We start from the raw sequence: 14,438 nt of genomic DNA on the forward strand, positions 1-14,438 counted from the left end.
CTTGTCCTCAGCTGGGGCGTCCACGCGCGGCCGTCGAACCACCGCTCGGAGGGCGAGCCCCACGGGTCGGGGTACCACCCCGGCGGGTGCGCGGGGGTCACGTGTGCCCGACCTCCGTCCGACCGGTCTCCGCCGCCTCCTCCTCGGGCCGTGGGGGCACGCTCTCGTCCTGCTCCAGGTGAGGCGGTTCGGCGTACTCGGGGTGCTCGGCGAGGACGGCGGCGGCCACCGACCCGGCGGTGCCGTCGAGACCGCCGGCCGCCACGTCCAGGGCCTGCCCGACGGCGAGCGGCCGGTACGCGTACGTCCCGCCCGTGCGCCCCTCGCCCAGGAGCCGGTCGACGAGGGCGCGACCGGCCGGGCTCAGCAGGGCGTCGTGGACGGGCACGACGACGTGCGGGTCCACGGCCCGCACGGTGTCGATCGTCTCGCCGAGCCGCAGCCACGGTCCGCTCACGGGCGCGAGGAGCACGTCGAGGCGCGCCTCCTGCGGCGCGGCCGGGACGGTCACGTCGAACGAGTCGCCCGGGTGCAGCAGCGTCGCGCCGTCGCCGCGCACGAGGTAGGTGACGTGGGCGGGCGGGTCGATGTCGGGGTGGATCGCCGCGTGCCGGCCTCCTCCGACGACCACGTCCAGCGCGCCCAGGTGCAGGTGCTCCCCCGGGGCGACCCCCTGGACACGGTCCCCGTCCTCCTCCGGCAGGTGCGTGCGCAGCGTCGCGACCGCCGCCTCGGGCGCCCGCACCGTCAGGCCCGGCCGTCGTGCAAGTGCCGCCCCGATCGCCGCCGGGTCGGCATGGTCCGGGTGCTCGTGGGTGAGGAGCAGGACGTCCGCGCGGTGCAGCGCCGAGGCCGTGTCGCTGAACGTGCCCGGGTCGATCACGACGACCAGGCCGCCGTGCTCCACGCCGACGCAGGCGTGGCCGTGGAAGATGACGCGCATACGAGTCCCTCGCTCTCGTCTCAGCCGACGACCAGGACCAGGTCGCCGCCCTCCAGCTGTTGCACGGCGCCGATCGCCACCCGCTGCACCGTGCCTGCGACGGGCGTCGTGATCGCCGCCTCCATCTTCATCGCCTCGACGGTCGCGACCGTCTGCCCGGCCTCGACGACGTCCCCGGCGGCGACGACGGGCGTCACCGCGCCCGCGAAGGGCGCCGCGACCTGCCCCGGCTGCGTCGGGTCCGCCTTCTCGGCCGCGCGGACGTCCACGTCCACCCCCCGGTCACGCACCTGGATGGGGCGCAGCTGACCGTTGAGGGTGAACATCACCGTCCGCATCCCCCGCTCGTCCGGCGTGCCGATCGCCTCCAGGCCCACGAGCAGCCGCACGCCCCTGTCCAGACCCACCGAGACCTCCTGGCCCGGCTCCAGCCCGTACAGGTACGTCGTGGTGTCGAGGACCGACACGTCGCCGAACGCGGCACGGACCTGCTCGAACTCCTTCGTCGGCCCCGCGAACAGCAGGTGGTTGAGCCGCCGCCGGCGCACCGCACCCTCCTGCGCGAGCTCGGCCTCGTCCTCCGCCCCCAGCGGCGTCACCCCGCCCCGCACCGCACGCCCCTGCAGCGCACGGGACCGGAACGGCTCCGGCCACCCGCCCGGCGGGTCGCCCAGCTCGCCCCCGAGGAACCCGACGACCGAGTCCGGGATGTCGAACGCCTGCGGGTTCGCCGCGAACTCCACCGGGTCCGCACCCGCCGCCACGAGGTGCAGCGCGAGGTCACCCACGACCTTCGACGACGGCGTCACCTTCACCAGCCGCCCGAGGATGCGGTCCGCCGCCGCGTACATCGCCTCGACCTGCTCGAACCGCTCCCCCAGCCCCAGCGCGATCGCCTGCTGACGCAGGTTCGACAGCTGCCCGCCCGGGATCTCGTGCTCGTACACGCGCCCCGTCGGACCCGGCAGGCCCGACTCGAACGGCGCGTACACGCGCCGCACCGACTCCCAGTACGGCTCCAGGTCCGCGACCGCCCGCAACGACAGGCCCGTGTCCCGCTCCGTGTGCTCGAGGGCCGCGACGAGCGCCGACAGCGACGGCTGGCTCGTCGTCCCCGCCATCGCGGCGCTCGCGGCGTCCACCGCGTCGACGCCCGCCGCTGCCGCCGCGAGCAGGGTCGCGGTCTGCCCGCCCGCGGTGTCGTGCGTGTGCAGGTGCACGGGCAGGTCGAACCGCTCCCGCAGCGCCCCGACGAGCCGGGCGGCGGCGGCGGGGCGCAGGAGGCCCGCCATGTCCTTGATGGCGAGCACGTGCGCGCCCGCGTCGACGATCCGGTCGGCGAGCCGCAGGTAGTAGTCCAGCGTGTACAGGTCCTCGGCCGGGTCGAGCAGGTTGCCCGTATAGCACAGCGCCACCTCGGCGACCGTCGTCCCGGTCTCACGGACGGCCTCGATCGCGGGCCGCATCTGGTCGACGTCGTTCAGGGCGTCGAAGACGCGGAAGACGTCGATGCCCGTCGCGGCGGCCTCCGCGACGAACGCCCGCGTGACCTGCGTCGGGTACGGGGTGTACCCGACCGTGTTGCGCCCGCGCAGCAGCATCTGGATCGCGAGGTTCGGCATGGCCTCGCGCAGGGTCGCGAGCCGCTCCCACGGGTCCTCCCCGAGGAACCGCAGCGCGACGTCGTACGTCGCCCCGCCCCACGCCTCGACCGACCACAGGCCCGGCGTGCTGCGCGCCACGTGCGGCGCGACGGCCGCGAGGTCGTGCGTGCGCACGCGCGTGGCCAGCAGCGACTGGTGCGCGTCGCGGAACGTCGTGTCGGTGACGCGCAGGCGCTCCTCGGCGCGCAACGCGCGCGCGAAGCCCTCCGGGCCGAGCGCGAGCAGCTCCTGACGCGTCCCCGGAGGCGGCGCGACCGCCAGGTCGAGTGCGGGGAGCTTGCGCGACGGGTCGGGCACCGCGCGCGGCTCGCCGTGCGGACGGTTCACCGTCACGTCCCCCACGTACGTCAGGAGCCGCGTCCCCCGGTCCGCGCTCTCGCGCGCCGCGAGCAGCTCGGGCCGCTCGTCCACGAACGACGTCGCGACGTTCCCCGCGACGAACTCCGGGTCCGCGAGGACGGCCTGCAGGAACGGGATGTTCGTGCGGATGCCCCGGATGCGGAACTCGGCGAGCGCGCGCCGCGCACGACGCACCGCCGTCGGGAAGTCCCGGCCGCGGCACGTGAGCTTGACGAGCATCGAGTCGAAGTGGCCCGAGACGACCGACCCGGCGGTCGCCGTCGCGCCGTCGAGCCGCACGCCCGCCCCGCCCGGCGACCGGTAGGCGATGATCCGCCCCGTGTCGGGCCGGAAACCGTTCGCCGGGTCCTCCGTCGTGATGCGCGTCTGCAGCGCCGCACCGTTGACGCGCACGTCCTCCTGCCGGATCCCCAGGTCCTCCAGCGTCTCCCCCGCCGCGATCCGCATCTGCGCGGACACCAGGTCGACGTCCGTGACCTCCTCGGTCACCGTGTGCTCCACCTGGATGCGCGGGTTCATCTCGATGAACACGTGCTGCCCGGCACGCTCGCCGACGGTGTCGACGAGGAACTCCACCGTCCCCGCGTTCTGGTACCCGATGTGCCGGGCGAAGCGCACCGCGTCCGCGCACAACGCGTCCCGGACCGCCGGGTCGAGGTTCGGCGCCGGGGCGATCTCCACGACCTTCTGGTGGCGTCGCTGCAACGAGCAGTCCCGCTCGTACAGGTGCACCACGTTCCCCGCGCCGTCGGCGAGGACCTGCACCTCGATGTGCCGCGGCCGCAGGACCGCCTGCTCGAGGAACACCGTCGGGTCGCCGAACGCGCCGTCGGCCTCCCGCATGGCCGCCGCCAGCGCCTCCGGCAGGTCCTCGCGCGTGTCCACGCGACGCATCCCGCGCCCGCCCCCACCCGCCACGGCCTTGACGAACACCGGGAACCCGATCGCGTCGGCGGCGGCGACGAGCTCGTCCGCGTCCGCCGACGGCTCCGACGACGCCAGCACCGGCAGGCCCGCCTCCCGCGCGGCCTTCAGCGCCCGCACCTTGTTCCCCGCGAGCTCCAGCACCTCCGCCGGCGGCCCGACGAACGCCAGGCCGGCGTCCGCGCACGCCCGCGCCAGGTCCGGGTTCTCCGACAGGAACCCGTACCCCGGGTACACCGCGTCCGCGCCCGCCTCGCGCGCCACCCGCACGATCTCCTCGATGTCGAGGTACGCCCGCACCGGGTGCCCCGGCTCCCCCACGAGGTACGCCTCGTCGGCCTTGAGACGGTGCTCGGAGTTGCGGTCCTCGTGCGGGAACACCGCGACGGTGCGCGCCCCCAGCTCGTACGCGGCACGGAACGCCCGGACGGCGATCTCCGCGCGGTTGGCGACCAGGACCTTCGAGAACACGGGGCGACTCCATCCGTCGGGCCGAGCGGTCGCGCCGCGCCCGGGCCGTCAGGTGGGTGACGGCGCTCGCGGGCGGCGAGGCCACGCTTGCGGCCGATCCTCCCACGCGGCGCGCAGGGCGCCTGCTGCAGGGCGTGTGACGAGGTCCACAGCCCCCGCGCGGGGCCGGTCAGCCGGCGGTGCGGGCCTGGCGGCGTCGCGCGAGCTCGTCCTGCGGGTGGGCCTCGGCGGTGTCGTCGTCGAGGCTCTCGGTGGGCAGCTCGGAGAGGGTGCCCTCGACCTCGCGCCACACGCGTCCCACGGCGATGCCGAACACGCCCTGGCCGCCCTGGACGAGGTCGACGACCTCGTCGGGCGACGTGCACTCGTAGACGCTCGCGCCGTCGCTCATCAGCGTGATCTGGGCGAGGTCGTCCACGCCGCGCTCGCGCAGGTGCTCGACGGCGGTGCGGATCTGCTGGAGGGACACCCCGGTGTCGAGGAGGCGCTTGACGACCTTGAGGACGAGGATGTCGCGGAAGCTGTAGAGGCGGTGGGAGCCCGAGCCGGACGCGGGCTTCACGGTGGGCTCGACAAGCCCGGTGCGTGCCCAGTAGTCGAGCTGGCGGTAGGTGATGCCGGCGGCGCGGCACGCGGTGGGTCCGCGGTACCCGGTGGTGGTGTCCTGCTCGGTGATGTCCTCCCCGAAGAGGAGGCCCTGCGCGCCCTGCGGGATCGTCGCACCGGAGCCGACGCTCGCCTCACCGCTGCTGTTCACTGTCGCCTCCTGGTGTGGTGTCGTCGTCCACGCTATGGGCGGGTCGGGGGGTCGTCAACGACCGACGCCGGTGCGGTGCGGGCGTGTCGTGCGCCGTCGGGTGGGCCACGACGCGCTTCACCCTCGACCTGAGGTCGAAGGTCTGTTCTGTCACGGTTCCTCCCGGTGCACGGGGACGGCGGCTGCGGGTCACTCGTCGGTCGAGAAGTCCTCGGGGGTGACGTGATCGAGGAAGTCGCGGAACTTCTCGACCTCCTCCTGCTGGGCGACGTCGACGACCTCGACCCCCGCCGTCGCGACGACCTCGGCCGAGCACAGCACGGGGCTGCCGGTGCGGACCGCGACCGCGATCGCGTCGGACGCACGGGAGTCGAGCCGCACCCCGTTGCTCAGGACGAGCTCGGCGAAGAAGATGCCGCCGTCGAGCGCGACGATCTCCGCGGCCTCGAGCCGCACGTCGACGGCGTCGAGGAGGTCGCGCAGCAGGTCGTGCGTCATGGGTCGTGGCGTGGGCAGCCCCGCCTGGGCCATGGCGATCGCGCTGGCCTCCCGGGGGCCGATGACGATCGGGACGACGAGGTCGGACGCGCCGTCGAGCAGCAGCACGACGATCTCCTGGTCGCGGTGCTGCTGGCGCACGCCGAGAACCTCCACGGGGACCATCGGCACGTCGTCGCCGGTCACCCGTCCACGGTACGACTCGATCCGCGGTTCGGCCGGGCGAGCCGCAGACCCGGGGCGCGGGATGGCGGCGGGCGAGGACCGGGAGGCGCGACCCGGCGGGGGTCAGCGGGTGAGGTCGTCGACGCCCTGGCGCACGAAGACGGTGTGCAGCCGCACGCACAGCTCGCCCACCTCGGCGGCGACGGTGCCGGCGTGCGCCCGCGCGGACGCGGTCTGCTGGCTGCGCCACGGGGCGACGACCTGGTGCACGAGGCTGACGTTGCGCTCCGCGGCGGTCCGCAGGGAGCGCAGGTGCCGGGGTTCGATGCCGTACTCAGCGAGGCCGGCCGCGAGGACGACGACGTCGAGCGCGTGGGCGTCGAGCTGCCCGGCGGGGGTGGGTCGCAGCACGCCGACCTCGACGAGCCCGTCGACGAGGGTCCGGTCCACCCCGGCGGCGCTCGCGAGGGCGTCGACGGTGTACCGCTGCCGGACCGTCGCGGCGCCGGGGGCACCGTCGGTGGTGGCGAGCCGGGGGGCGAGCGGCTCGGCGTCGTCCCCCGCGTCGAGCGCCGCGAGCTTGTCCTTGATGACCTTGAGGGGCAGGTACCGGTCACGCTGCTCGACGAGGACGAAGCGCAGCCGCTCGACGTCCGCCGGGCTGTACTGCCGGTACCCGGACGGGGTGCGCACGGGGTCGATGAGGCCCTGCTCCTCGAGGAAGCGCAGCTTGGAGTGGCTCACCGTGGGGAACTCGGTGCGCAGGGCGCGCAGGACGTCGGAGATGCGCATGGTCGCGCGCCGGGAGATGCCCTGCGGCCACGCCCCCGGGGTCTCGGCCTCGCCCGGCTCCGGTGCGGGCTCCGGGAGGCGGGCTGCGCCGGTCGACGCGTTCACGACCGGGCGGCCGGGCCGTCCGTCGGGGCGCCGGCCTGGCGGCTGGCGTGGAAGGTCAGCCGGTACTTGCCGATCTGGACCTCGTCGCCCGTGCCGAGCGCGGCGGCGTCGATGCGGCTGCGGTTGACGTACGTCCCGTTGAGGGAACCGACGTCCCGCACGACGAACCGGTCGTCCTCGCGCACGAACTCGGCGTGCTTGCGGGACACGGTCACGTCGTCGAGGAAGATGTCCGCGTGCTCGCTGCGACCGGCGACGGTCCGCTCGGAGTCCAGCAGGAACCGGGAGCCCTGGCCGGGGCCGCGCTGCATGATGAGGAGCGCGGAGTGGCGCGGGAGCGCGGCGACGGCGGCCTGCTCCTCGGGGCTCAGACCGCCCGGCTGCACACCTTCCTCGATGGGCGCCTCGATCCGGCCGAAGCTGATCGTCGTGTCGCCCCCCGCCCGGTGCGGCACCTCAGGACCACCTGGGACTGTCATCTCGCCTCCTCGGGCACTCGGCGGGTCGTGCGCACGGCACCGTCGACGGTGCCGTGCGCCCGAACGTCACGCTTCGGGAGCATCTGCTCCTTCTGCGGAAAACTACTACACCCGCAGGTCATGTGGTGCACGCGCCGCGGTCGTCCCAACCTACCCCGGGCCCGGCGCCCGCCGGAAGACGGGTTCACTCGTCCGCGGGCACGGGCGTCGCGTACTGCGGCGTGCCGGGCTCGCGCGTCGTGCCGACGGTCACGGAGTCACGCTGCGTGATGGCCGTGCGCGCCCCGTCGGAGCGCAGCGACGCCATGGCGCCACCGGGGATCTCCAGCGCGGTCTCGATCGTCGACGGGTCACCGATGACGGTCCACCGGAACGGCGAGGAGATCGTCGTGCCGTCGACGACGATCCCGTCGGGCCCGTCCTCGAACGAGCTGCTGGCCACGAGCCGCACCCCGTTGACCTCCATGGCCTCGGCGCCGGCGTTGCGCAGCTCCTCGAGGACGTTGAACTGCGAGAACGCGTCGAGGGGGGTCGAGCCCTCCACGACCTCGACCTCGACCCCGGGCCCCTCGGCGGGCAGCCGTCCGGAGAGGATGCCCTGCGTCTGCTCCTGCTCGCGGGCGACCTCGAGGGCGGCGCGCTCACGGCCCGTGCCGGAGCGCAGCTCGTCGCGGGTGGCCTCGAGGGAGGACACCTGGTCCTCCAGCTCGCCGGAGCGCTGCGTCACCTCGTCGAGAAGACGGACGAGGTCGCTCTGCCGCAGGGAGGACAGCTGGTCCTCCTGGGTCTGGCTGACCTGGGCGACGAGCGCGAAGCCCAGCAGGGCGCACAGCACGCCCACGACGACCTGCGACCGGTTCGCGCGCGGCCGCAGCGCACGGCCGAGCGCGCGCAGACCGCCCGGCTCGGGCACGCCCGGGCTGCCGTGTCGCCCGTACGGCGCCGCACCCGCCGCCGTGCGCTCTGCCGGGGTGGCCGTCGGGGTCTCCGTCTCCGGCTCGGGTCCGGACTCGGGGACGGACTCGGGGACGGACTCGTGCTCGGTGCCCGACGGCGCGGGCGCAACCTGGTCCGGCGCGTCGTCGGGGGCATCGTCCGGCGCCGGGTCGCCAGCCGCGGGGGTGTCCTCGCTCGCGGCGTCGGTGGTGTCGGGCACCTCCGCACCCTCCGCGCCGTCCTTGCCCTCGGAGCGGTCGGGCGAGGGGGCGTCCGTAGCGTCCGGCGTGCTGTCGTCGTCCGGGGCCCCGGCGTCCTCGTGGGCCTCGTCGCGGCCGGCGTGGTCCCGGGGTGCGTCGACCGCGACGTCGCCGACCGCACTGTCCGCGGTCGTGCCGGTCGCGGGGTCGTCCGGGTTCCCCGCGGCGCTCGCGACCTCTCCAGGCACGACGGACTCGGCGGGGTCCTGCCGCGCCGTGGGGGTTGCCTCGGCCTCGGGGGCGTCCTCGGGGTCGTGTGGGTCGCGGGCCATGGTCACGCCTTGAAGATGTGCCGGCGGATCGCGGCGGCGTTGGAGAAGATGCGGATGCCGAGGACGACGACGACCGCGGTCGACAGCTGGGACCCGACGCCGAGCTGGTCGCCGAGGAACACGATGAGCGCGGCGACGACGACGTTCGACAGGAACGACACGAGGAAGACCTTGTCGTCGAACAGCCCGTCGAGCATCGCGCGCAGGCCACCGAAGAGGGCGTCGAGCGCGGCGACGACGGCGATCGGGAGGTACGGCTGCAGGGAGACGGGCACGGTCGGTTGCAGCACGAGACCGGCGACGACCCCGACGACGAGTCCGACGACTGCGATCATTTGACGCTCTCCTGCGGGGTCTCGGGGGTGGACTGCGGCGTGCTGGTGCTGCCCTGGTCGGCGGGCACGTCGTCGGGTGCGACGTCCTCGCCGGTGGACGGCGCCTCGGAGTCTACGGTCGAGCCCGGCACGTGCGCGAAGTACAGGGTGGGGGTGGCCCGGCCGGGCAGGTCGAGGCGGCTCTGCGCGGTCACGGACGACCGGATCCCGTACTGGGTGCCGATGAGGCGCAGGTAGTCGGACGCGCCGCTGCGCACGAGCGCGGTGCGCATCGCGTCCGCGTCGCCGACCGCCTCGACGTGGTAGGGCGGGACGAGGGGCTGCAGGTCGACGAGGATCGCGTCCCCCGCGCTGCGGATCGCGGACAGGCCCGTGAGGCGCTGGTCGTTGATCGCGACCGCCTCGGCGCCGCCGGACCACAGCGCGTTGACGACCCGTTGCAGGTCACGGTCCTGCACGAGGGAGCCCGTCTCGACGTCGGAGTCGAGGCTCGCGGACGCGTCGTCGAGGGTGACGACGACGCCGGGCCCCTCGACGGCCTGCGACCCGGTGAGGACACCCTCCTGCTGCAGGTCGGCGAGGACGTCTCCCCCGAGGTCGCCGAGCGCCTCGTCCTGCAGGCCCTCGATCTCGCCGGAGAGCTCGGTGCTGCGCGTCGCGAGGGCGTCGGCGTCCGCCTGCCGGTCGGTGATCTCCTGCTCGAGCGTCTGGCGGGCGGCGAGGACGGCGGGCTCGGGCGCGCGCAGGTCGACCGCGGCGGCCGTGGTCACGATCCCGAGGCCGGCGGCGACGACCACGAGGAGGACGGTCCCGCCACGCCCGCGCCGGGACGCGCCCGCCTCGGCGCGCCGCGCCGCCGCGGCCGCGTACCCGGGGTCGAGGGGTCGGTGCATGACCTCGTTGAGGAGCGTCATGGAGGCGTCGACGGGACCGCGCCGCGCCATGGTCCGCTCGTCGCCGGCCCGCTCGTCGCCGGCCCGGCCCTCGCTCGTCCGGTCCTCGCTCACGACGCCTGCCGCCCGGGGGTGCGTGCCGACGCCGGCCCGGCACGCCGGTCCGCGGCGACGAGCGCGCGGGCCTGCACCACGTACTGGGCCCCGGCGAGCCAGTACAGGCCGATGCCCCACCAGGTGAACGCCCACCCGGTGACGGCGGCCACGTCGCCCAGCCACCCGGGGGCGCCGGCGAGGAGCAGCAGCGGGAACGCGTACAGCAGCGCGAACGTCCCGGCCTTGCCCGCCAGGCTCACCGGCAGAGGCCCGTACCCGTGCCGGGCGAGCCAGGGCAGGAGGCCGGCGAGCAGCACGTCCCGGGCCACGATGACGACGACCAGCCACACGGGGATGATGTCGCGCCACGCGAGACCGAGGAGCGTGACGAGGATGAACAGCCGGTCCGCGGCCGGGTCGAGCATCTGCCCGACGCGGCTCACCTGGTCCAGGCGTCGCGCCAGCACCCCGTCCAGCCAGTCCGACGCCCCGGACACGGCCAGCACGACCAGTGCCCACACGTCGTGCCCCGCGACGATGAGGAGCGCGAACACGGGTACGAGCAGCAGCCGCAGGAAGCTGATGACGTTCGGGACGGTCAGGACACGAGAGCTGACCTGCTGCCCTGGTGCCACGATCACCGCCCCTGCTCCGTCCCCGCCGGGCGCGCCGACGTGCCGCGGCCCTCGCCGCGTGGGCCCATCCTACGTACGCGGACCGGTCCCCCGGGCGGGCGCCGCGCACCCTCCGCGCCGACCGCGCCCGAAATCACCCGTCCGTCCGGCATGCCCGCCCGTACCCGTCCCGTTCCCAGCCCCGTGACCGCCCCCGTGCCGGTCGGCCGTCGTCCCCGGTGAGGGACGTCACCACCACCCACCCACCGGCCGGCGCGGCCCTCCGCTAGGATGGGGGGACCTGTGGAGTTCGTCGCTCGTCCCGCTGTTCAGCGTGATGTCCTGCGTGAGTTGGCCGGATCACCCGGCCAGGTGTGTTCGGGAGCGCGACCTGCGAGAGCCGACCTGGCGACCGCACGCCACTCCCCACCCCGACACGAAACGGTCCTCACCGCCCCATGACTGCTGACGTCGTCGCGCCCTCGCGCGCCCTCGACCCCTCGACCGCCGACTCCCCCGCCGCCACCCCGGCGCCGACCGGCCCCCTGTTCACCGACCTCGGGCTGCCCACCCCGCTGCAGCGCGCCGTCGCCGACCTCGGGTTCGTCACCCCCTCCGCCATCCAGGCGCAGGCCGTCCCCGCGCTCCTCGCCGGCCGCGACATCACCGGCGTCGCCCAGACCGGGACCGGCAAGACCGCCGCGTTCGGCCTTCCCCTGCTCGCCGCGATCGACCCCGCGCAGCGCCACGTCCAGGCCCTCGTCCTGACCCCCACGCGCGAGCTCGCCATGCAGGTCGCGGACGCGATCGAGTCGTTCGCCAGCCACCTGCCCAAGGTCGACGTCGTCGCCGTGTACGGCGGCTCCCCCTACCAGCCCCAGCAGCGGGCGCTCGCGGGCGGCGCGCAGGTCGTCGTCGGCACCCCGGGCCGCGTCATCGACCACATCGAGCGCGGCACCCTCGTGCTCGACGACGTGCGCTTCCTCGTGCTCGACGAGGCCGACGAGATGCTGCGCATGGGCTTCGCGGAGGACGTCGAGACGATCTTCTCCCGCGCTCCGCGTCAGCGTCAGGTCGCCCTGTTCTCCGCGACGATGCCCGCACCGATCCGCCGCGTCGCCGCCGAGCACCTCGTCGACCCCGTCGAGATCGCCGTCGCCCGCCAGTCCTCCACCGTGACGAGCGTGCGCCAGACGTACGCCGTCGTCCCGTTCCGCCACAAGACCGGTGCGCTCGTGCGCGTCCTCGCCACGTCCGACGCGGACGCCGCGATCGTGTTCACCCGCACGCGCGGCGCCGCCGAGGAGGTGGGCTCCGCCCTCGTCGAGCGCGGCATCTCCGCCGCGACGATCTCTGGCGACGTCGCGCAGAAGGACCGCGAGAAGATCGTCGAGCGGCTGCGCTCCGGCGCCCTGGACGTCCTCGTCGCGACCGACGTCGCCGCCCGCGGCCTCGACGTCGACCGCATCGGCCTCGTCGTCAACTTCGACCTGCCGGGCGAGCCCGAGGCGTACGTGCACCGCATCGGCCGCACCGGTCGCGCGGGCCGCACGGGCGAGGCCCTGAGCTTCGTCACCCCGCACGAGCGCGGACGCCTGCGCGGCATCGAGCGCACCACGCGCACGCCGCTCGAGGAGGTCGAGATCCCCTCGCCCGCGGACGTGTCCGCGCACAAGGCCCGCCGCCTCCTGACGCAGATCCCCGAGCGTCGCGAGGCCGGGCGCCTGGCGATGTACGCCGACATGGTCCGCACGTTCGTCGCCGAGCACGACGTCGACCCGGTCGACCTCGCGTCCGCCCTCGTGGCGCTCGCGGTGGGCGACGACGGTCCGCGCGCCCGGGAGGAGCAGGAGCGGTTCGAGGCGGAGCGGGCGCAGGCCCGTGAGCAGGCGAAGGCGCGTCGTGCGGAGCGTGGGACGGACCGTCCTGCGCGCGAGCGGTCCGGCCGTGACGCGGCTGAGCGCGGGATCCGTCGGGACGCCGTGGGGACGCGGTACCGCGTCGCGGTGGGGCACACGCACGGTGCGCAGCCCGGCGGGATCGTCGGTGCGCTGACGAACGAGGGCGGGCTGAACGGGTCCGACGTCGGCAAGATCGACATCTTCGGGTCGTTCTCCCTCGTGGACATCACGGCGCCGCTCGACGACGCGACGATGGACCGCATCTCCCGTGCGCGGGTCGCCGGGAAGTTCCTGCGCATCCGCGTGGACGAGGGTGCCCCGCCGGCGCGCGGTCGTGGCCCGCGCCCGACGGGTGACCGTCCTCGCGGTGGTCACGGGCCGTCCGGTCGCCACGACGACCGGGGCGACCGCAAGCCCCGGCACCGCGCCGCGTACTGACCACGCCGCCGGCCCTGCCGGTGGTGCACGGGAGGCCCTCGCCCTGTCCGGGCGGGGGCCTCACGTCGTGGAGAGGGTGTGCCCCGCGGCCCCGTGCCCCGCTGCGCCACGGTCCCGTGGCGGGGGTGCGGTCAGGGCAGGGGGTCGTGTCAGGTGCCGGGTGCCGTGTCCGGTGCTTCGCCGTGGGCCTGCACGAGGGCGGCGAGGCGGCGCGCCTCCTCCTCGCCGCGGGCGCCGTCGGCCCGCTGGACCCCCATGACGGCGAGGGTGGAGCCGTCCGCGAGGTCCAGGCGCACCCACGGGTCGTCGCGGCCGAAGCGGACCGAGACGACCTGCGCCCAGTCGAGGTGGCGCGTGTAGATGACGTTGCGCACCCGCAGACCCTCGGGGGACGGGACGGCGTGCACGCCGCCGAGGCGCCACAGCAGCCAGGCGGCGAACAGGGCGAACACCGCGAGCGATCCCCGGTTCACCCACGACGACCCGAGCGGGCCCGTCGCGACGAGCCCCACCACGAGGCACCCGCCCACGACGACGAGCCCCGTACCCCAGGCGGACAACAGTCCGAACTGGGGCCGGAACACCCGGTAGGGGTCGTCCGCGTGCGCCGTCACAGGAGACCTCTCAGAGCCGGCTCGCGTGGATCCTCGTGACGAGGATGGCGCGGGCCCCGACGTCGTACAGCGCGTCCATGACCTGGTTCGTGCGGTCGCGGCGCACCATCGCCCGGACCGCGGCCCAGTCGCGGTCGTGCAGCGGCGACACGGTGGGCGACTCCAGGCCGGGCGTGATCGCGACGGCCGCGTCCACGAGCGACACCGGCACGTCGTAGTCCATGAGGACGTACTGGCGGGCCGTGAGCACCCCCTGGAGGCGACGCGTCAGCACCTCGACACCCGCCGGGACGTCCGCCTCCGCGACGGACCGCGGCCGGATCAGCACGGCCTCCGACACGAGGATCGGGTCGCCGAACACCTCCAGGCCCGCGCCTCGCAGCGTCGTGCCCGTCGACACCACGTCCGCGACGACGTCCGCCACCCCGAGCTGCACCGCGGACTCCACGGCACCGTCCAGGTGCACCACCGTCGCGTCCACGCCGTGCTCGCGCAGGTGCCCCTCGACCAGCACCTCGTACGACGTCGCGACCCGCAGCCCCTGCACCTCGTCCAGGGACGACACCGACCCCACGGGCGCCGCGTACCGGAACGTCGACCCGCCGAACCCGAGCTGCATGTGCTCCACGGCGTCCGCACCGGAGTCCAGCAGCAGGTCACGGCCCGTGATCCCGACGTCCACCGTCCCCGACCCCACGTACACCGCGATGTCGCGCGGCCGCAAGAAGAAGAACTCGACGTCGTTGTCCGGGTCCGCGAGCACCAGCTCACGCGAGTCACGACGCTGGCGGTACCCCGCCTCGCGCAGCATCTCGACGGCAGGCTCGGACAAGGACCCCTTGTTGGGGACGGCGATACGCAGCATGACAGGACCTTCGTTCAGTCGGACGGGCGGTGCGGGGGCGGGACGAGCGGGCAGCG

At 74.7% G+C, this 14,438-nt stretch carries 13 protein-coding genes and 1 pseudogene; 1 reads left to right on the plus strand and 13 read right to left on the minus strand.

Annotated features, from left to right (window positions below):
* Window positions 1–8 precede the first annotated feature (8 nt).
* The 11 genes and pseudogenes from LGQ04_RS17910 to clsA all read right to left on the minus strand — a co-directional run.
* A pseudogene (locus LGQ04_RS17910) lies at window positions 9–101 on the minus strand (DUF2510 domain-containing protein); the annotation flags it as partial.
* A complete protein-coding gene (locus LGQ04_RS13355; protein WP_229244407.1) occupies window positions 98–943 on the minus strand; it encodes an MBL fold metallo-hydrolase in 846 nt (281 codons plus the stop codon). The gene LGQ04_RS13355 and the pseudogene LGQ04_RS17910, both read right to left, overlap by 4 nt.
* A gap of 20 nt (window positions 944–963) precedes the next feature.
* Window positions 964–4,362 (minus strand): pyruvate carboxylase, encoded by a 3,399-nt coding sequence (locus LGQ04_RS13360; protein WP_229244408.1) that lies wholly within the window; start codon window positions 4,360–4,362, stop codon window positions 964–966.
* A gap of 169 nt (window positions 4,363–4,531) precedes the next feature.
* Window positions 4,532–5,119, minus strand: coding sequence for a MerR family transcriptional regulator (locus LGQ04_RS13365; protein ID WP_229244409.1), 588 nt, complete (start codon window positions 5,117–5,119; stop codon window positions 4,532–4,534).
* Between the two features lie 189 nt (window positions 5,120–5,308).
* Entirely contained in the window at window positions 5,309–5,782 is a 474-nt protein-coding gene (locus LGQ04_RS13370; RefSeq protein ID WP_229244528.1) for a bifunctional nuclease family protein, read from the minus strand.
* A gap of 123 nt (window positions 5,783–5,905) precedes the next feature.
* Window positions 5,906–6,679, minus strand: coding sequence for a transcriptional regulator FtsR (gene ftsR / locus LGQ04_RS13375; protein ID WP_229244410.1), 774 nt, complete (start codon window positions 6,677–6,679; stop codon window positions 5,906–5,908).
* A complete protein-coding gene (locus LGQ04_RS13380; protein ID WP_229244411.1) occupies window positions 6,676–7,158 on the minus strand; it encodes an FHA domain-containing protein in 483 nt (160 codons plus the stop codon). The genes ftsR and LGQ04_RS13380 overlap by 4 nt, the downstream gene beginning before the upstream one ends.
* 184 nt (window positions 7,159–7,342) lie before the next feature.
* Window positions 7,343–8,626, minus strand: coding sequence for a DUF881 domain-containing protein (locus LGQ04_RS13385; RefSeq protein ID WP_229244412.1), 1,284 nt, complete (start codon window positions 8,624–8,626; stop codon window positions 7,343–7,345).
* A 2-nt stretch (window positions 8,627–8,628) separates the two neighbouring features.
* Window positions 8,629–8,961, minus strand: coding sequence for a small basic family protein (locus LGQ04_RS13390; protein WP_229244413.1), 333 nt, complete (start codon window positions 8,959–8,961; stop codon window positions 8,629–8,631).
* The gene (locus LGQ04_RS13395; protein WP_229244414.1) at window positions 8,958–9,968 is read right to left on the minus strand and encodes a DUF881 domain-containing protein; all 1,011 of its coding nucleotides are present in this window, start codon (window positions 9,966–9,968) and stop codon (window positions 8,958–8,960) included. The genes LGQ04_RS13390 and LGQ04_RS13395 overlap by 4 nt, the downstream gene beginning before the upstream one ends.
* Entirely contained in the window at window positions 9,965–10,585 is a 621-nt protein-coding gene (gene clsA / locus LGQ04_RS13400) for a cardiolipin synthase ClsA (RefSeq protein ID WP_229244529.1), read from the minus strand. Before clsA ends, LGQ04_RS13395 begins: the two co-directional genes overlap by 4 nt.
* Window positions 10,586–11,022: 437 nt before the next feature.
* On the opposite strand from clsA, the gene LGQ04_RS13405 reads away from it, so the two are divergent.
* Entirely contained in the window at window positions 11,023–12,903 is a 1,881-nt protein-coding gene (locus LGQ04_RS13405; protein ID WP_229244415.1) for a DEAD/DEAH box helicase, read from the plus strand.
* A gap of 149 nt (window positions 12,904–13,052) precedes the next feature.
* On the opposite strand, the gene LGQ04_RS13410 is transcribed toward LGQ04_RS13405, so the two are convergent.
* A complete protein-coding gene (locus tag LGQ04_RS13410) occupies window positions 13,053–13,517 on the minus strand; it encodes a PH domain-containing protein (RefSeq protein ID WP_229244416.1) in 465 nt (154 codons plus the stop codon).
* Window positions 13,518–13,527: 10 nt separating this feature from the next.
* The gene (gene hisG, locus LGQ04_RS13415) at window positions 13,528–14,382 is read right to left on the minus strand and encodes an ATP phosphoribosyltransferase (protein ID WP_229244417.1); all 855 of its coding nucleotides are present in this window, start codon (window positions 14,380–14,382) and stop codon (window positions 13,528–13,530) included.
* Between the last annotated feature and the right edge of the window lie 56 nt (window positions 14,383–14,438).

The sequence above is a fragment of the Cellulosimicrobium marinum genome (genome assembly GCF_020551945.1).
Taxonomy (GTDB): Bacteria; Actinomycetota; Actinomycetes; order Actinomycetales; family Cellulomonadaceae; genus Cellulosimicrobium; species Cellulosimicrobium marinum.